General features: G+C 74.0%; 14 protein-coding genes. 3 read left to right on the forward strand and 11 right to left on the reverse strand.

The features are described from left to right. From Q2K16_RS04040 to Q2K16_RS04065, 6 genes are read right to left on the reverse strand one after another with little or no spacing between them, the layout of a single operon-like run. The gene (locus tag Q2K16_RS04040) at positions 1-993 is read right to left on the reverse strand and encodes an STM4011 family radical SAM protein (RefSeq protein ID WP_302743599.1); all 993 of its coding nucleotides are present in this window, start codon (positions 991-993) and stop codon (positions 1-3) included. Continuing rightward, positions 990-2315, reverse strand: coding sequence for an STM4012 family radical SAM protein (locus tag Q2K16_RS04045; RefSeq protein WP_302743600.1), 1326 nt, complete (start codon positions 2313-2315; stop codon positions 990-992). The genes Q2K16_RS04040 and Q2K16_RS04045 overlap by 4 nt, the downstream gene beginning before the upstream one ends. Continuing rightward, the gene (locus tag Q2K16_RS04050) at positions 2312-3115 is read right to left on the reverse strand and encodes an STM4013/SEN3800 family hydrolase (RefSeq protein WP_302743601.1); all 804 of its coding nucleotides are present in this window, start codon (positions 3113-3115) and stop codon (positions 2312-2314) included. Before Q2K16_RS04050 ends, Q2K16_RS04045 begins: the two co-directional genes overlap by 4 nt. Then, on the reverse strand, positions 3103-4302 hold the full coding sequence (locus Q2K16_RS04055) for an STM4014 family protein (protein ID WP_302743602.1): 1200 nt from the start codon (positions 4300-4302) through the stop codon (positions 3103-3105). The genes Q2K16_RS04050 and Q2K16_RS04055 overlap by 13 nt, the downstream gene beginning before the upstream one ends. Position 4303: 1 nt before the next feature. Next, entirely contained in the window at positions 4304-5254 is a 951-nt protein-coding gene (locus Q2K16_RS04060) for an STM4015 family protein (RefSeq protein ID WP_302743603.1), read from the reverse strand. 6 nt (positions 5255-5260) lie between these two features. Next, complete coding sequence (locus Q2K16_RS04065) at positions 5261-6193, reverse strand: STM4015 family protein (RefSeq protein WP_302743604.1); 933 nt, start codon at positions 6191-6193, stop codon at positions 5261-5263. Between the two features lie 204 nt (positions 6194-6397). Between Q2K16_RS04065 and Q2K16_RS04070 the strand changes: the two genes are divergently transcribed. From Q2K16_RS04070 to Q2K16_RS04080, 3 genes are all read left to right on the forward strand, one after another. Further along, entirely contained in the window at positions 6398-7843 is a 1446-nt protein-coding gene (locus Q2K16_RS04070; protein WP_302743605.1) for a pectinesterase family protein, read from the forward strand. 305 nt (positions 7844-8148) lie between these two features. Continuing rightward, on the forward strand, positions 8149-10341 hold the full coding sequence (locus Q2K16_RS04075) for a carbohydrate-binding module family 20 domain-containing protein (RefSeq protein ID WP_302743606.1): 2193 nt from the start codon (positions 8149-8151) through the stop codon (positions 10339-10341). Between the two features lie 76 nt (positions 10342-10417). Continuing rightward, positions 10418-10804 carry a S1 domain-containing protein gene (locus tag Q2K16_RS04080; RefSeq protein ID WP_302743607.1) on the forward strand — a complete coding sequence of 129 codons (387 nt, stop codon included), beginning with the start codon at positions 10418-10420 and terminating at the stop codon, positions 10802-10804. Between the two features lie 100 nt (positions 10805-10904). Here the strand turns inward: Q2K16_RS04080 and Q2K16_RS04085 are convergent, their stop codons facing one another. From Q2K16_RS04085 to Q2K16_RS04105, 5 genes are all read right to left on the reverse strand, one after another. Next, positions 10905-12278 carry a carbohydrate-binding protein gene (locus Q2K16_RS04085; protein WP_302743608.1) on the reverse strand — a complete coding sequence of 458 codons (1374 nt, stop codon included), beginning with the start codon at positions 12276-12278 and terminating at the stop codon, positions 10905-10907. Between the two features lie 127 nt (positions 12279-12405). Beyond that, complete coding sequence (locus tag Q2K16_RS04090) at positions 12406-12570, reverse strand: hypothetical protein (RefSeq protein ID WP_302743609.1); 165 nt, start codon at positions 12568-12570, stop codon at positions 12406-12408. Between the two features lie 353 nt (positions 12571-12923). Next, entirely contained in the window at positions 12924-14489 is a 1566-nt protein-coding gene (locus Q2K16_RS04095) for a Na+/H+ antiporter (RefSeq protein ID WP_302743610.1), read from the reverse strand. A gap of 80 nt (positions 14490-14569) precedes the next feature. After that, positions 14570-15823, reverse strand: a complete 1254-nt coding sequence (gene kynU / locus Q2K16_RS04100) for a kynureninase (RefSeq protein ID WP_302743611.1) — start codon at positions 15821-15823, stop codon at positions 14570-14572. Between the two features lie 124 nt (positions 15824-15947). Continuing rightward, entirely contained in the window at positions 15948-17585 is a 1638-nt protein-coding gene (locus Q2K16_RS04105) for a copper resistance CopC/CopD family protein (RefSeq protein WP_302743612.1), read from the reverse strand. Positions 17586-17606 lie beyond the last annotated feature (21 nt).

Consider the following 17606-nt stretch of genomic DNA (forward strand, 5'->3'; position numbering starts at 1 on the left):
TCAGAGTTCTGGCTGGCTCGGGGCCGGCCAGGCGGCGGGAATACGTTCCAGCACCCCACCGGCGAACACGTCGCGCAACCCGAGCGGCTTGAGGTGGACGTACCCGATGTGGCAGTCGCAGAGCGCGGCGTCGCACGCCCGGGGCTTCAGGGCGGCCCGCCACGACCCGTCGTAGAGGTTGCCGATCGGCGTGGGGCGGAAGTGGCAGCGGCGCACCGTGCCGTCGCCCGCCACGGAGATCGCCGTCTCCCCGGCGTGGCAGGGCCGGTCGAGCGACGGGTGCGGGCGGACGCTCCAGCCGAACAGCGGGTCCAGCGCCGTCCAGTCCGCCTCCTGCCCGGCGGTGTAGTGGTGCCCGTCGGCGGCGTTGACCCACAGGTACACCTCGCCGGGCAGGGCGGCGCGCAGCGCCCGCGCCTCGGCCAGGTGCTCGGGCAGACCGACCACCCCCACCGAGTAGCGCACGCCCAGCTCGGACAGGCGGGCGCAGCGGGCGAGGAAGCGGTCCCGGCTGACCTGCCCCGGGTGGTACGTCGTCCACAGTGCCGCCGTGGCCCGGTCGGCGTCGGCCAGCCAGTCCACCCGGGCGGCCAGGTTGGTCTGGCTGACCACCCGGTCGACGTGCGGCAGGTGCGACAGCGCCACCATGGCGTCGCGGTACCAGCTGCGGGTCAACCCCTCGCCCCACGGGGTGAACAGCACCGACAGCCGCCGGTCGGTGGTGGCCGCCACCCAGCCGGTGAACCGCTCCAGCGCGGCCCGGTCGGCGCGCAGCAGCTCCGGCGGGTCGATCCGCTTGGCGAACGGGCAGTACGGGCAGTCGTAGTTGCAGCTCGCCAGTGGCCCCCGGTAGAGCACCGCCAGCTCCGACCCGACGTCGGTGGGCCCGGCTCCGGAACCCCCCGGCCGCGCCGCCGGGGGAGTGACGGGGTGCAGCGGCAGCGCCGTGCGGGGCGGGACGGCGTGGAGCGGCAGCGGTGGCCGGGCGGTCACCGGGGCACGTACCCGGTCATCGCCTGCCGGACCCGGGCGGATGTCAGCCACGGGCCGATCGCGTCGGACCGGGCCAGCCCGGCCGGGGTGAGCCGCAGCCCGGTGTCGTCCGCCCAACCCCGGTCGGCCAACCGCCCCAGCTCGGGGAAGTCCTCGCCGGGCGGCCGACCGAACCGGGCGGCGTAGGCCGCTGCGTCGACCCCCTCGGCACGCAGCAGCGACTTGAGCAGCCACCGGCGGCGCTGCTCGGCACCGTCGAGGGCGAAGCCGAACTCGGCGTGACGGAAGTCGTCGGCGGGGCGGGCCAGGTAGTCGTCCAGCACCGCCCGGACCTGCGTCACGGAAACCGCGTAGTCGAACGAGTAGTGCAGCGCGGTGGTGTAGGAGCGCGCCCCGCAGCCGAGCCCGACCATGCCGTCGTCCTGGCAGCAGTAGTCCGGCCCGTCCGGGGCGGGCACGTCGGCGCGGCGGAACTGCCGCATCGACTCCTGCCGGTAGCCGGCCGCGCCGAGGACCTCCACCGCCTGCTCGTAGAGGGCCAGCCGGTGGGCGTCCCAGTCGGCCCGGCCGTGCGCCCGCCGACCCAGCCCGGTCAACGGCCGCACGTAGAGCGGGTACAGGTACAGCTCCTCCGGTCGCCAGGCCAGCGCCGCGTCCAGGCTCTCCTGCCAGGTCGCCGCCGTCTGCCCGTCGATGCCGTAGATCAGGTCGATGTTGAGCACCGGGACCGCGGCGGCCCGGATCGCGCCGAGCGCCGTCTCCACCTCCGCGCGGCGCTGCGGCCGGCCGGCGGCCCGTGCCTCGTCGTCGAGGAAGCTCTGCACGCCGATGCTCACCCGGTGCACCCCGTGCGCCGTGAGCACCGCCAACCGGTCCGGCGTCGCGGTGGCCGGCGAGGTCTCCACCGCCAGCGGTACGCCCGGCAGCCGCGCCCCGGAGGTGCCGGTGACGATGTCGAACAGGTCGGTCAGCTCGCCCGCGGTCAGGTAGGTGGGGGTGCCCCCGCCGAGCGCCACCCGGGCGTACCCGGCGTCGTCGCCGAGCGCGTCGGCGACCCGTTCCGCCTGCCGGCGCAGTTGCCGCAGGTAGGCGGTGACCTGTTCCTGCGGAGCGTTGGCCCGGGTGAACAGGTTGCAGAAGCCGCAGCGCATCTCGCAGAACGGCAGGTGCACGTAGAGGAAGAGCGCGTCGCGGGCCTCGGCCCGCCACACGTCGGCCAGCAGCGGACGGGGCCGCAGCGCCCGGTAGGAGGTCTTGTGCGGGTACGCGTAGAGGTACTGCTGGTACGGCGAGCCGTCGAGGCCCGTGTCGGTGCTGGTCACCATTCCCCCGGTCGCAGGACGAAGTGGGCGTACGGGACGGTCCACACCACGTCGTGGCCGATCCGGTGGCCGGTGTGCCCGTCCTCGCCGTACGCGGTGCCGTGGTCGGAACAGACGATCGTGAACACCGGCCGTCCCCGCCCGGTGAGCAGGGCGAACAGCCGGTCGACCCGGGAGTCGACGTACTCCAGGGCGGCGGCGTGACTGTCCCGGCTGTCGTGCGCCGCGCCGGGCAGGTGGTGCCGGTTGGGCTGGTGCAGGGCGGCGACGTTGAGGAAGGTGAACACCGGCCGGTCGGCGGGCTGGCCGGGCAGCACCTCGGCCAGCCGGTCGAGCTGCGCGTCCAGGCAGGTGGGGGAGGTGACCCCGAACTCCGGTTCCCAGTGCGCCTCGGCGAACAGCCCCGGCAGCACCGACCCGAGCGGGCTGCGCCTGTTGAAGAAACCCACCCCGCCCAGGCAGAGCGTGTGGTAGCCGGCTCCGGCCAGTGCGGTCGGCAGGTCGGGGGCGTCGAAGACCCAGGTGTCGTCCCCGGCGGTCTCGCTGCCCGGAAACGCCGCCGCGTACAGCCGCTCGTGCCGCCCCGGCCCGACCGGGGTGGGCAGGAAACCGGCGAAGAAGGCGTGGTGCGCGGCGTAGGTGAAGCTGGCGGGGGAGTGTCGCCGCTCCCACCGCCCGCCCGGCAGCACCCGGGCCAGCCGGGGTGTCCGCCCGGCCCCGGCCAGCTCGGCGGCCACGTCGAAGCGCAGCGTGTCGAGGGTGACCAGGCAGATGTCGTGACTGCCGATCAGGGCGCGCATCCGACCTCCTCCCGCCGGGTCGTCGCCGGCCCGTCGGCTGCCGGGCGACCCTGCCCCGTCGCCGTGCCGACCGCCGTGTCGCGCCCGGCCGCTGCCGGGTCGTCGCCGGTCGGGCCGGCCACCGGCGCGGTCGCCCGCCACCGGTCCCACCGGCCGCCGGTCAGCGCGTGCACCTGCTCGGCGTAGGTGTCCCGGCCGTCGGTCAGCACCCCGGGCAGCAGGTCGCCGAACGCGTTGACCTCGGCCACCGCGTGCCGCCGCCAACCCACCAGGAACATCAGGTCGACCCCGACGTGCAGCGACCGGGGGAAGCACGCCGCCGCCCGTTCGCAGGTCCGCATCGCCGCCGCCCAGGACTCCGGGCCGGCCGCCGCCCGCAGCGCGGCCAGGTCGCCGCGGGCGTTGCCCAGGTGCAGGTTGGTCAGCGGGCCCCGGGCGGCGCGGACCACCGCGTGGGTGGGCCGGCCGGCGACCACCACCACCCGCAGGTCGACCACCCGGTCGGCCAGCCCGGCCTTGGGTAGCCACTGCTCCACGTGCAGGCCCTCCGGGGCGAGCCGGTCGACCAGCGCCGCGACGGTCGCCTCGTCGTCGTAGCGGCGCAGCCGCAGCGAGTTGAACAGCCCGTCCGGGGTGACCTCGATCGGGGTGACCGCCTGGATCCGGCGTGGCCCGACCGCGAGCGCGATCACCCCGGCCGCCGACGAGCCGTGCGCCGGTTTGACGAACACCCGGTGCCACCCGGCCGCCGCCATCGCCGCCCGCAACTGCGGGTAGCCCTCGACCGGTGGCAGCGCCGCCGGCACCGGGACCCCGGCGGCCGACAGCAGCGCGTGGCAGCGGCGCTTGTCGCACAGCGCCGCCACGTCGTCGGGGTGGTTGAGCAGCGTCGCGCCCCCGGCGGCGACCCGGCCCATCCCGGCCACCAGCCCGGCGTACGTGTCGGCGAGGCCGATCAGCTCTCCGTGCCGGGCGGGGGTGGCCGCGCCGCGCAGCAGCCGGTCCACCTCCGCGTCCTCGCCGGGGGAGTCGACCCGGACCAGGGCGTCGGCGTCCGGCGGGGCCGCCACGGTGAGCACCCGAGCCCAGGGCAGCACCGCCGGGTCGGGCAACCCCGCCGCGCGTACGGCCCGCCGGAACAGCGCGACCCGCCGGTTGTCGGGGTTGCCCACCACGGTCAGTCGCATGTCACTCCGACACCGCCGTGTAGCGGTAGATCTCCCCGTCGTCCTCGTCCGGTTCCTCCGGCTCGGAGACGTCCACCTCGACGCCGGGCAACGCGGCGACGACCCGGTTGGCGGCCTCCTCCGACAGGTAGTGGTGGTGCAGGTCGAGGACGGACAGGTGGGTCAGGGACTGCCCGGCGAGCAGCGCCGCCAGCCCGTCGTCGGACAGGGTGCCCAGCGACAGGTCGAGCCGCTCCAACCGGGGCACCACGGCGGCGGTGGCGAGCGCGGCGGCCAGTTCGTCGGTGATCTCGGAGTTGCGCAGTCCGAGCCGGCGCAGCGCCGGGAAGAGCCTGCCGGCCAGCAACGCGTCCAGGTCGGCCACGGTGGTGTTCCCGCCGTAGTCGTCGGTGCCCAGCCACAGGTCCAGGTGGTGCAGCGCGGGCAGCTCCGAGGCGAGCACCGCGCCGACGAACTCCCGGGACAGGCCGCCGCTCTGCACGGACAGCTTCCGCAGCCGCTCGTGCCGCACCGGGGAGAAGCTGAAGTCCTCACCGCCGCGTACCCGCAGCACCTCCAGCTGCGGGTACGCGGTCAGCAACGGACTGACGTCGCCGACCCGCATCCAGGAGACCTCGCACTCCTCGGTGACCATGTCGCCGAGGAACAGGGCCCGCAGCCGGGGCAGCCGGTCCGCCGCCGCGCAGAGCTGGGCGATCGGGGCGTAGTGGAACGCCGCGTATCCCCAGGGCCCGACGACGAGCGCCTCGACCCGGTCACCGACCTGCTCGACGAACCGGTCGAACAGGTCCCGGAACTGCTCCGACAGGGTGTCCTGCCGGGTGTTGCCGTCGAAGTGCCAGTCGGCGACCCGCCAGCAGACCGGGCCGTCCACGACCGGCGGCGGCCCGTCGGCGGGGAATTCGACCACCGGTCGGCCGGCGAACGTCTGGGCGTGGGAACCGAAAGTCATCGTCGCTCACTCCCCGACCGCGGTGAACCGGTAGACCGTGCCGTGGTACTCGTCGGGCGTCTGCGGGTCGTCCAGGTCGACCTGGACACCGGGCAGCGCGTCCACCAGCCGTTGGGCGACCTCGGCGGAGAGGAAGTGGTGGTGCAGGTCGAGGCGGCGCAGGTGGGTCAGCGGCTGCCCGGCGAGCAGCGCCTCGGCGCCGGGGTCGGTGAGCACCCCCATCGACAGGTCGAGCACCTCCAGCCGGGGCACCACCGGTGCGGTGGCCACCGCCCGGGCGACGTGGTCGGCGAACTCGGCGTTGCAGACCGCCAGGTGCCGCAGCGCCGGAAGCCGATCGCCGGCCAGGACGGCGGCCAGGTCGTCGACGCCGGTGTCGCCGCCGTAGTCCTGCCGGCCGAGCCACAGGTCGAGCCGGCGCAGGGCGGGCAGGTCGCAGTCGCCCACCGCCCGGGTCACCGCACCGGGCAGCCCGCCGGTCTGGAAGCCCAGCTCCCGCAGGCCGGTGTGGCGCACCGGTCGCAGGGTCAGCTCGTTGGCCCCGCGTACCCACAGCGTCTCCAGCTCCGGGTAGGCGGTCAGCAGCGGAGTGAGGTCGCCGTGGGTGAGCCAGGAGATCTCGCACTGCTCGCTGACCAGGTCGGCCAGGAACACCGCGCGCAGGGCGGTCCAGTCCTTCGCGGCGTCGGCCAGCAGGTCGACCGGAAGGGCCCGCTCGTACGCCGAGCCCCACTCGCCGATCACCAGGGCGCGCACCGCCTCGCCCGGCACCTCCGCCCGCAGCGCCGTGACCAGGCCCGCGAACTCCTCCGGCTCGGCCTCGAAGTCCTCGACCTCCAGCCGCCAGGCGACGGCCGACGGGTCGTCGGGCAGGGTCATCCCCGGTGTGAAGGGGACCACCGGCATTCCGGCGAACGACGACATGTGCGAACGGATCACGCCTACCTCCGGCTCGACTGGTGTGACAGCGGCGCGACCGTAACAGGCCCGACCGACAGGATGATCAGCGCCGGGTTGGCCGGACCGGTCCGCGCCTACCGGGGGTGTCCGGCCGGTGACGCTTTACAGCGAAAGTCAGGTGTGCGAGGCTCGGGTAAGCGCTCCCACGGCGGTCCGTGTTCGGATACCCCGGGGAGTTCGCTCGTGAGAAACCGCACCCGGCGGGCGGCGTCGATCGTCGCCACCGCCGTCACCACCACCCTCGTCGCCGGTGTCGTCACCGCCGTCTCGGCGCAGGCCGCCGCCGGCTGTCAGGTCACCTACCAGGTCGGCGCCCAGTGGGCCGGCGGCTTCACCGCCGCCATCTCGATCAGGAACCTGGGCGACCCCGTCGCCGGCTGGCGGCTCGGCTGGACCTTCCCGGCCGGGCAGACCATCACCAGCGCGTGGGGCTTCACCGCCAGCCCGACCAGCGGCAGCGTGGTCGCCACCAACCTCGACTACAACGCCGCCATCGCCACCGGCGGCGTCGTGGACGTCGGCTTCAACGGCACCTGGACCGGCAGCAACCCGGACCCGGCCGGCTTCACCCTCAACGGCACCGCCTGCACCGGGTCGACCACCCCCACCACCGCCGCGCCGCCGACCACGCCACCGCCCACCACGCCGCCCCCGACGACCGCGCCGCCCACCACCCCTCCGCCGGTCACCACCGCGCCCCCGACCACGCCGCCGCCGACCAGCGGGACGCCGACGGTGGCCGCGGACGGCAGCGGCAGGTACCGCACGGTCCAGGCTGCCATCGACGCCGTGCCGGCGAACAGTTCGAGCCGGACCACCATCACCATCAAGCCCGGCACCTACCGCGAGGTCGTCCGGGTGGCGTCGAACAAGACCAACGTCACCCTGCGCGGCCTCGGCTCGGCACCGTCGAACGTCGTACTCGTCTACAACAATTCCGCCGGCACCCGTAAGCCGGACGGCACGACCTACGGCACCTTCAACAGCGCGAGCATGTTCGTCGACGGGGCGAACTTCGTCGCCGAGAACCTGACCATCGCCAACGACTTCGTGGAGAACACCTCGGGGGTCGACCAGCAGGCGGTGGCGCTGCACCTGAACGCCGACCGGGCGGTGCTGCGCAACGTCCGGCTCCTCGGCGACCAGGACACCTTCCTGGTCAACGACAAGACCCGGGCGTACGTGGTCGGCTCCTACGTGGAGGGCACCGTCGACTTCATCTTCGGCGGCGGCACGATCGTCATCGACGGCAGTTCGATCTACGAGAAGCGGTCGACAGGTGGACCGATCACCGCCGCCCGGACGCCGGCCAGCAAGACGTACGGGATGCTGATCTACCGGTCGACGGTCACCGGGGCGACGAACAACACCACCCAGCTCGGTCGCCCGTGGGGGCCGGACGCCCAGGTCCTCTACCGGGAGTCGACGCTGAGCGCGACCATGAAGACCGCCCAGCCCTGGATCGACATGTCCGGCAACGGGTGGCAGAACGCGCGGTTCCGCGAGTACCGCAACACCGGGCCCGGTGCCGGCACGAACGGCAACCGCCCGCAGCTCAGCGACGCGCAGGCGGCCACCTACACGCCGCAGCGTTACCTCGCCGGCAGCGACGGCTGGAACCCGATGTGACCGCCCGGACGCCACGACCCTGAACGAGGGTCACCCGCAGGCCCGGTCTTCCCATCCCGACCTCCGGGGCGGGGGAACCGGGCCTGTGTGCGGGGTGCCCCCTCGTGGACGGCGGAGGCGGTGGCGACGCGGGGTGGCCGAGGCGCGGCACGCTGCAACACCTTGCCGATCATTGCCGGCAGATGTCGAAAACTTTGCCGCAAGGTCTTGCAAAACCTTTCATCGATGCCGCATCGTCTTCTCCACCGGACGGCCGTCCACACCGACCAGCGCCGCTTCGACCCCCGGAAGTAGGTCCACTCCCGATGCCCACACCCCGCGTCTCCCGGGGAACCCGTCTGCGACGGGGCCTCCTCGCCCTCGCCGTCACCGCCACCTCCCTCGCCGGCCTGACCGCGCTGCCGGCCACCGTTCCCGCCACCGCCGCCGTCGCCCTCAACGACAGCGAGGTCACCGCGAACCTCTGGGAATGGAACTGGCGGTCCGTCGCCGCCGCGTGCACCGACCACCTCGGCCCGGCCGGCTACGGCGCGGTGCAGGTCGCCCCGCCGCAGGAGTCGGTCAGCCTGCCGACCAGCGCCGACGGCGTCCACCCCTGGTACGAGGTGTACCAGCCGGTCTCCTACCGGCTGGAGAGCCGGTTCGGCACCCGGCAGCAGTTCGCCGACATGGTCACCACCTGCCACAACGCCGGCGTGCGGGTGTACGTCGACGCGGTGGTCAACCACATGGCCGGCGCCAACAACCCCGAGTCGGTCGTCGGGTACGCCGGCACCGACTTCTCCGGCCCCGGTTACAGCTTCCCCGCCGTGCCCTACGGCACCGGCGACTTCCACCGCCCGGGGGACAACTGCCCGACCTCCGGTGCGATCAACGACTGGAACAACGAGGCCCAGGTGACCAGCTGCGAGCTGCTGTCCCTGACCGACCTCTACACCGAGAAGGACAGCGTCCGCACCACGATCGCCGGGTTCCTCAACGACCTGGTCGGCCTCGGCGTCGACGGGTTCCGGGTGGACGCGGTCAAGCACGTCAGGAAGGACGACTTCGCCGCGATCCTCGGCAAGGTGCGCAACACCACCGCCGAGAACAGGCGCCCGTACGTCGCCCAGGAGATCTTCGACGGTGCCAGCAACGACGCCCTCAAGGCGCGCGCCTTCACCGGCAACGGCGACGTGCTCGACTTCGGGTACGCCAAGGGCCTGAAGTCCGCCTTCCAGGGCTCGATCGCCAACCTGGCCAACGTCGGCAGCTGGAACCTCGACGCGCCCAGCGCCAACGTGTTCGCCATGGTCACCAACCACGACCTGGAGCGCGACGGGGTGGTGCTGTCCTACCGCGACGGCAGCGACTACGTCCTGGCCAACTACTTCGCGCTGGCCTACCCGCACGGCAAGCCGTCGGTCTACGACAGCTTCACCTGGTCCAACCGCAACCAGTCGCCGCCCGCCGACGGCAACGGGTACGTCACCGACACCGTCTGCGGCGGCAGTTGGAACTGCCTGACCCGGTCCACCGGGATCAAGGGCATGGTCGGCTGGGCGAACGCCGCGAAGTCGGTCAAGACCGTCTCCGACTTCACCGTGGTCAACAGCAACGTCATCGGCTTCCACCGGGGCGACCGGGCCTGGATCGGGATCAACGACTCCGGGTCCGCCGTCACCGCCACCTTCACCACCGGCCTGGCCGACGGGTCGTACTGCGACGTGATCTCCGGGGCGCGCGGCACGTCCGGCTGCACCGGCACCACGGTGACCGTCAGCGGTGGCCGGGCGGCGGTCCAGATCCCCGCCAACGGCGCGGTGGCGCTGCACGTCAACGCGAAGGGCGGCCCGGCGGCCACGCCCACCGCCACGCCGACGCCCACGGCCAGCGCCACGCCGACGCCTACCGCTCCGGCCGGCACGGTCGCCACCACCTTCACCGTGACCGCCGCGCTGGCCGGCGACCAGAGCGTCCACGTCGTCGGCAGCGTCCCGGCGCTGGGCTCGTGGGCCCCGGTCGCCGCCGTCCCGCTGACCGCGCAGGGCGGGGGGACGTACCGGGCGACGGTCACCCTGCCGGCGTCCTCGACGGTGGAGTTCAAGTTCCTCAAGAAGACCACGGCCGGCGTCGTGACCTGGGAGTCGGGGAGCAACCGGACGCTGACCACGCCGAGCGGCGGCACCGCGTCGGTCACCGACACCTTCCGGGGTGACCCGGCGGGCACCCAGGGCGCGTCGTTCACCGTCAACGCCACCACCTCGTACGGGCAGAACGTCTACGTGGTGGGCAGCGTCGCGGCGCTGGGCTCGTGGAACCCGGCCAACGCGGTGGCGCTCTCCTCGGCCGCCTACCCGCTGTGGCGGGCCACGGTCGCCCTGCCGGCGAACACGTCGTTCGAGTACAAGTACCTCAAGAAGAACCCGGACGGCACGGTGACCTGGGAGTCCGGTGGCAACCGTAGCGCCACCGTCGGATCCACCGGCTCGTGGAGCGCCAACGACACCTGGCGGTGACGCCGGACTGACCACGGCGGTCGATCCCCTCCCCGGGGGTCGGCCGCCGCGCCGGCTGGCCCCGCTGCTCGTCGCCGTGCTCGCCGCCTCGGCCGCCCTCCTGGCCGGGCCGGCCAGCACCGCCTCGGCCGCCACCGTGTTCGGCGACGACTTCACCGACGGTGACACCGCCGGCTGGTCGAGGTCGGGTGGAAGCTGGAGCGTCGTCACCGATGGCCACGTCGGGCTGCTGGCCCGCGCGTCCGGCGCGACGCGTCACCACCGGCTGGCGCTGCTGCCCGGTGACCGGGTGCAGTTGCAGGCGGTGAACGGCAGTACGGTCACCGTGCTGGCCGGCATCTCCCACCCCGTTGCCACCGGCACCTGGCACACCCTCGTCGTCGAGGTCTCGGACGCCAGGCGGGACAACGAGGCCGACAGCAGCAGCTGGGGGACGTTGCGGGTGGTGAGCACCTGCCGGTAGGTCATCGGCCTCGCCGGCGCGGGTACGGGGGCGGCTGTCATTCCGGGATGCTCCCGCGGGTCGGGGCCACCACTGCGGGCGGGGCCCCGACCCGCCGGTTTCAGCGGCCCTGGAGGGTGCGGACGTTGTCGCCGAAGGTCCAGCCCTTGGACCCGTCCCAGTTCACCGACCAGGTCATCAGCCCCTTGAGGCCGCCCCGGTAGGTGTTCCACGCCTGCGCCACCGAGGCCGGCGCGAGGTAGCCGCCGCCGGCGCCGGGCTGCGCGGGCAGGCCGGGGACCTGCTTGTCGTACGGGACCCGGATGGTGGTGCCCTGGACGACCAGGCCGGCGTTGAGGCAGTCGGTCTGGGCGGTGAAGCCCGCCACCGTCCCGGCCGGGTACGAGTCACCGGCGCAGCCGTACATGCTGCCGTTGTAGTACTGCATGTTCAGCCACCAGAGCCGCCCGTTGTCGACGTACCGCTTGATGACCGGCAGGTACGCGCCCCAGATGGAGCCGTAGGTGACGCTGCCGCCGGTGACGTAGGCCGTCTCCGGGGCCATGGTCAGGCCGAAGCCGGCCGGCATCTGGGCGAGCACCCCGTCGATGATGCGGATCAGGTTCGCCTGTGAGGTGGACAGCCGGGTGATGTCGCCGCTGCCGGTCAGCCCGGTTTCGATGTCGATGTCGATGCCGTCGAAGTGGTACCGCTTGAGGATCGGCACGACCGTGGCGACGAACCGGTCCGCGACGGCCGCCGAGCCGAGGTCGATGCCGGCGGTGGCGCCGCCGATCGACAGCAGCAGGGTCAGTCCGGCGGCTTTGGCCTGGCACATCTCGGTCGGGGTGGGCACCTTGACGGTGGCGTCCATGCCGTCCTCCCAGAGCACCGTGCCGTCGGCGCGGATCACCGGGAAGGCGGCGGTGACCACGTTGTAGCCGTGCCCGGGGATCCGGGCGTCGGTGATCGGTATCCAGCCCAGCGGCGGGTGGACGCCGTTGGCCGCGCCGTCCCAGTTCTCCCAGTAGCCCTGGAGCACCTTGCCGGTCGGCCGGGACTTCAGCGCGCAGCCCGTGCCGTCGGGCGGCGGCGTGGTCGTGCCGGGGGTGGCGGTGGGGGTCGGGGTCCGGGTGGGCGTGGGTGTCGGCGACGGGGTCCGGGTGGGCGTGGCGGTGGGGGTCGGCGACGGGGTGGGGGTTCCGGTGCACGCGCCGAGGTCGCGCCAGAGCGCCGGGACGGCGGCCGGGTTCCAGCCGGCGCCGGCCGGCGGGGTGTGGGTCACCAGCGACTCGTAGAGGCGGCCGAGGTAGCTGACCCGGGTGCCCGCCGGGTAGCTGACGCCCTCGGCCCAGGCCGGTGCGGAGCAGGCCGCCAGGGTGCTGGCATTGCCGGTGGCGGTGGTCGGCGCGGCGAGCCCGTTCGCGGCGGGCAGCGCGGCGGCGAGCAGCACCGCCCCGGCCAGCACGGCCGTCGTCGCAGGTCGAAGTCGCATGACATACCTCCTCGTCGATGGCGGGGAGGCTATCAGTTAAGTTTGTTAAATGTAAATGCCCCGCTGCCGACGGGCCGTGCCGCCGCCCCCGCCGATACTCGACCCGCCGCCCATCGGCAACAGCTCGCTACTGTCCATGACGCCACCGCCGGTCCGGTAGCGCCCGGGTCGTCTCCTCGGCCGGTATCCGTTCGGCCTCGGCCTGCGCGAGGAGTCGTTGCCTCGCCGCCTCGTGTTCCGCAGCCTGGATCCGCTCGCCCCGACTCGGTGCCGGCTCGCCCTGGTCCCGCATCCCCACCTCCGTTGGCAGGGGCGTGACGGCGTGCCCGTGAAAGAACACCGCCGCCGCGCCCGACGACGGTGGCTGAGATCGACGGTCAGGCCACCGGACCATAGGCTGGCGTGACCAAGGGTAATCAGAAAGGCGCGATTGGTACGATCCGATGACGGCGTGTCACTGACTCGGACGTGGTGTACCAGTCAGCGGGCGCAACCCATCAGGTCGGCCAGCTTCGCCAACTCGTCACCGCCGCAACCGGGTGTAGGCCCAGGCGAGGTCGAGTCGATGCCGTCGCCAGGCCGAGGTGCTGATGGTGGGCGCGGGCGGCTCGCCGCGGCTGTCCGGCGGATCGGGAACCGTGGTGCTCAGTCCTCGGTCTGGGGGCCGAGCAGGCGGATCTCCTCGATGTCCAGCGCCGCCTGCACCTCGCGCAGCACGCTGTCGTCGATCTCGTTGTTGTCACGCAGCCGGGTCACCTCGCGGCGCTTGTGTTCCAGCACCGCCAACCGCAGCCGGGCGTCCGACTCCTGTGCCCGGTCGGCCTCGGGCCCGCCACCGGACTCCCGCACCAGGTCCAGGTGGCGCTGGTAGTCGGCGCGCAACCGGTCCACCGCCGCCGGCTCGACGTCGAGGTCGGCGGCGACGCCCGGCAGCGCCGCCAACGCCACCTCGGTGGCCCGACGGCGGGCGTGCCGCACCTCGTCCCCGCGTGCCTCGTCGCCCCGCAGTCCCGCCCAGCGGGCCACCGCCGGCAGGGTGGTGCCCTGCACCAGCATGATCGACACGATCGCCACCGCGGTGCAGAAGATGATCAGATCCCGTTCCGGCACCGGCGTGTGCGTGGTGGCCGTGGTGACCGGCACCGCGAGGGCGGCGGCCAGCGACACCGCCCCCCGGAACCCCGCCCAGCCGGCCGCCACCCGGACCCGTCGGCTCACCGTGGCGCCCCGGCCCACCACCGGCAGGCCGTAGGAGAACAGTTGCAACCACACCAGCCGGACGACCACCACCATCAGCGTCACCGAGGCGGCGATCGCCACCGACTGCCCCAGCGAGGTGCTGGTCACGTGGTTCACCGCCCGGGGGATCTGCATCCCCAGCAGCACGAACAGCGCCCCGTTGATCAGGAAGGTGGACAGGTCCCAGAAGGCGTACGCCAGCACCCGGGAACGGGCCCGGATCACCCTCGGCCCGGCGTACGACAGCAGCAGCCCGGCGACCACGACGGCGAGCACCCCGCTGGCGTGCACCACCTCGGCCAGCAGGAACGCGGCGAACGGGGTGAGCACGCTCAGCGCACCCTCGCGCAGCGGGTCGTCCAGCCGGCGGCGGATCAGCACCACCACCAGCCCGACGGCCAGACCGGCGGCGAGCCCGCCCCCGGCCGAGCCGACGAACCGGCCCAGGAATCCGAGCACCCCGGGCGCGGCGCCGCCGACGATCAGGCCGACGGTGACCGAGAACAGCACCAGCGCGGTGCCGTCGTTGACCAGGCTCTCCGCCCGCAACGTGGTCAGGATGCGGCGGGGCATCCGCTTGGCCAGGCCGGCCACCGCCGCCGCGTCGGTGGGGGCGAGCACCGCCCCCAGCACCCAGGCCGCCTGCGGGCTCATCCCCAACGCCTTGGCCACCAGCGCCACCGCCACCATGGTCACCACCACCAGCGCCACCGCCAGCGAGGCGATCACCAGCAGGTTCGACCGGATCTCCCGCAGGCTGATCACCAGGCTCTCCCGGTAGAGCACGGCCGGCAGGAAGAGCAGCAGCACCACCTCGGGTTCGAGCACCACGTCCGACAGCGGGGGCAGCAGCGCCAGCAGGCCGCCCATGGTGATCAGCAGCACCGGCGGGGCGACCCGGTACCGGCCGCCGATGGTGGTGCCGACCAGCACGGTGGCGGCCAGCACCACGATCAGGACCAGGACGTCCACGCCACCCCCCGCCTCCACCCGACATGCTGATACGAAGTCGGCGGCGGGGCGGGGAGAATCCGGGATCTGCCCGGATCGGCTCAGGTGACCCGGGACGGCTCCGCCGGCACGCCGGTCCAGGCCCGCCGCTCGGCGATGTCCCGTAGCCGGTCCATCGCGTCCCACACGTCGACGTGACGGGTGTAGAGCGCCGCCGGACCGAGCCGCAGCCGGTCCGGCACCCGGTAGTCGCCGACCACCCCGGCGTCGACCAGGGCGCGGGAGATCCGCAACCCCTCCGGGTGGTACAGCGACACGTGCCCGCCGCGCCGGTCCGGGTCGCGCGGCGAGGCGAGCCGGAAACCGTGCGGGACGAGCCAGGCGTCGGCCAACTCGACGATCAGCTCGCCGAGGCGTACCGACTTCTCCCGGACTCGGTCCATTCCGGCGTCGGCCAGCACGTCCAGGGCCGGGGCGAGGGCGGCCATCCCGAGCACCGGCGGGGTGCCCACCAGGAACCGCTCCGGGCCGGGCGCGGGATCGTAGCCGGCGCCCATCCGGAACTGGTCGCGCTGGCCGAACCAGCCCCAGATCGGCTGCCGCAACGACTCCTGCAGCTCCCGCCGGACGTAGAGGAAGGCCGGCGCGCCGGGGCCGCCGTTGAGGTACTTGTAGGTGCAGCCGACCGCCAGGTCGGCCCCGGCTGCGGTCAGGTCCAGCGGCACCGAGCCGACCGCGTGCGACAGGTCCCACAGCACCAGCGCGCCGACCCGGCGGGCCGCCTCGGTCACCGCCGCGACGTCCAGCAGGGCCCCGCAGCGGTACGACACCGCCGACAGCACCACCAGCGCCACGTCCTCGGTCAGCGCCGCCGCCAGGGTCTCCGGGTCCAGCCCTTCGTCGAGGTCGGAGGGGAGCAGCCGCAGGGTGTGCCCGCGCTGGGCGGCCAGCCCCTCCAGCAGGTACCGGTCGGTGGGGAACTCCTCGGCGTCGGCCAGGATCGTGCCCCGGCCCGGCCGGGCGTCGAGGGCGGCGGCGGCCAGCTTGTAGAGGTTGACCGAGGTGGAGTCGGAGACGATCACCTCGCCGTCGCGGGCACCCAGCGCGTGGGCGGCGATCCGGTCACCGATGCGGCGCGGCCACTCGATCCAGGTCGGCCAGCTGCGGACCAGCTCGGTGCCCCACCCGCCACGGACCAGCCCGGCCAAGTGGTCGCCGGTGGCGGCCGGCAGCCGACCCAGCGAGTTGCCGTCGAGGTAGAGCAGGTCGTCCACCACGAACCGGTCCCGCAGGCCGGCGAGCGGATCGGCGGCGTCCCGCTCCTGCGCGACGTGCCGGGACGGGTGTGTGCTCATGGTGTCCTCCCTCCGCCCGGGGACACCCGGGCCGATGCAGGCTAACGGATCGCCTGCTCGGCCCACCCCGGCCGGGCCAAGGCACCGACCGGCGACGCCCCCGGCGCACCAGGGGCGTCGCCGGTCAGCGGACCGGGACGGTGGCGGTGACGGTGGCCTGGTCGATGTCGCTGGTACGGACGGTGAACCGGATCGTCCAGTCCCCGCGCGCCGGCAGGCTGATCTCGGCGCTGCCGTGGTGCGGCTCCGGGGTGTCCACCGGCACCGTCATCGGTTCGATCCCGGCCGCCGGCAGGGCGAGGCTGACCGTCCACTGGGCCACCGGCAGCGGCTGCCCCTGCGGGGTGTAGACGTATGCGTGCAGCGAGTTCGGCACCCCCACCCGTACCGGGTAGATGTCGAACTGGAGGGTGTAGGTGCCGCTGGTGAGGGTCTGTGCGACACCCTCACGGGTGGCGCGGGCGGCCTCGGTGTCGGCGGTCCGGCCGGGCGGGGTCTGCACCAGCACGGCGGTCAGCGCCAGCACCACCGCCGTGGCGGCGAGTTCCACCCCGGCGGCCCGCGCGACCCGCCCGGGCCGGTCGACGGCCCGTCCGGCGCGCACCGCCCGCCGCTGCCAGGCTGCGACACCGAGCACGGCGGCGAGCAGCGCCGCCTTGGCGCAGAGCAGCCGCCCGTACGTGGTGCCGACCAGCGCGCCGGGCCGGCCGAGTTCGATCGCGGCCTGCCCGACGCCGGAGGCGACCAGCCACCCCACCGCGACGGTCGCCCACCGCGACCAGGCCGGCAGCACCCGGCCCAGCACCCGCCGGTGGGTGCCGGGCAGCAGGAACACCGCCAGGGTGAACAGCCCACCCAGCCACACGCTCATCCCGGCCAGGTGCACCACGTCGGCGAGGATGCTCACCGGCGGCAGGGGCGAGGCCACCGGGTGCCCGGCCAGCGGCCAGGTGACCAGCCCGGCCAGGCCCACCACCGCCAGCGCCGCCCGGCGTCCGCGCCCGGCCCGTCCCCCGGCCACCGCCGCCAGCAGCCCGGCGGCGATCCCGGCCAGCGCCAGCCGCGCGCCGAGCACCGGGCCGACGTCGCTGCCCGCCACCGCCGTCAGGTCGCCGCGCGTCAGGTCGCCGACCGGCACCCCGACCATGTCCGCGGCCTGCGCCACCCACGTCCCGGCGGTGCCCACGGCCACCAGGGCGAGACCGACGTACCCGGTGGCGGTCACCGCGCGACGGCGGCGACGGGGCGGCCAGCGCGCCGCGCCGAGCAGCGTGGGACCGACCGCCAGCACCAGGCCCAGGTAGCCGACGTAGCGGGCGGCCGGGGTCCACCCGCCCGAGGGTCGTTCGTCCACGCTCACCGGCTCCGGGGGCGTCGCCGACGGCGCACCGGCCGAGTAGGCGAAGCTGCCGGCGACCGGGTGACTGTCGGCCGAGATCACCCGGTAGCTGACCAGGTAGGTGCCGAGCGGCCGGTCCGGCACCCGGACCGGGATGCGTAGGGTGGCCCCGTCCGCGACCGGCTCTCCGGCGGTGACCCGCCGCCCGTCCGGCCCGAGCACCTGCACCCGGCCGACGACCGGCGAGACCGACTCGCTGAAGACCAGCACCACCTCCCCGGGCGGGGAGCCGATCACCGCGTCGCGGACCGGGCTGGTGGCGACCAGCGCGGCGTGGGCGGCGGCCGGGGTCGCCGGGGCCAGCGGTACGGACAGCAGCGCCAGGAGGAACCCCAGCAGTACGGCGGAACGGGTGGTACGCACGCACAGTGGTTCGTATTTCGT

It is taken from the genome of Micromonospora cynarisoli, assembly GCF_030518815.1.
Classification (GTDB): Bacteria; Actinomycetota; Actinomycetes; order Mycobacteriales; family Micromonosporaceae; genus Micromonospora; species Micromonospora wenchangensis.

Bases quoted from the DNA above. Each gene is read 5' to 3' on its own strand.
- Q2K16_RS04075 (WP_302743606.1), top strand. From the start codon at position 8,149: ATGCCCACACCCCGCGTCTCCCGGGGAACCCGTCTGCGACGGGGCCTC.
- Q2K16_RS04055 (WP_302743602.1), bottom strand. From the start codon at position 4,302: ATGCGACTGACCGTGGTGGGCAACCCCGACAACCGGCGGGTCGCGCTG.
- Q2K16_RS04085 (WP_302743608.1), bottom strand. From the start codon at position 12,278: ATGCGACTTCGACCTGCGACGACGGCCGTGCTGGCCGGGGCGGTGCTG.
- kynU (WP_302743611.1), bottom strand. From the start codon at position 15,823: ATGAGCACACACCCGTCCCGGCACGTCGCGCAGGAGCGGGACGCCGCC.
- Q2K16_RS04090 (WP_302743609.1), bottom strand. From the start codon at position 12,570: ATGCGGGACCAGGGCGAGCCGGCACCGAGTCGGGGCGAGCGGATCCAG.
- Q2K16_RS04050 (WP_302743601.1), bottom strand. From the start codon at position 3,115: ATGCGCGCCCTGATCGGCAGTCACGACATCTGCCTGGTCACCCTCGAC.
- Q2K16_RS04060 (WP_302743603.1), bottom strand. From the start codon at position 5,254: ATGACTTTCGGTTCCCACGCCCAGACGTTCGCCGGCCGACCGGTGGTC.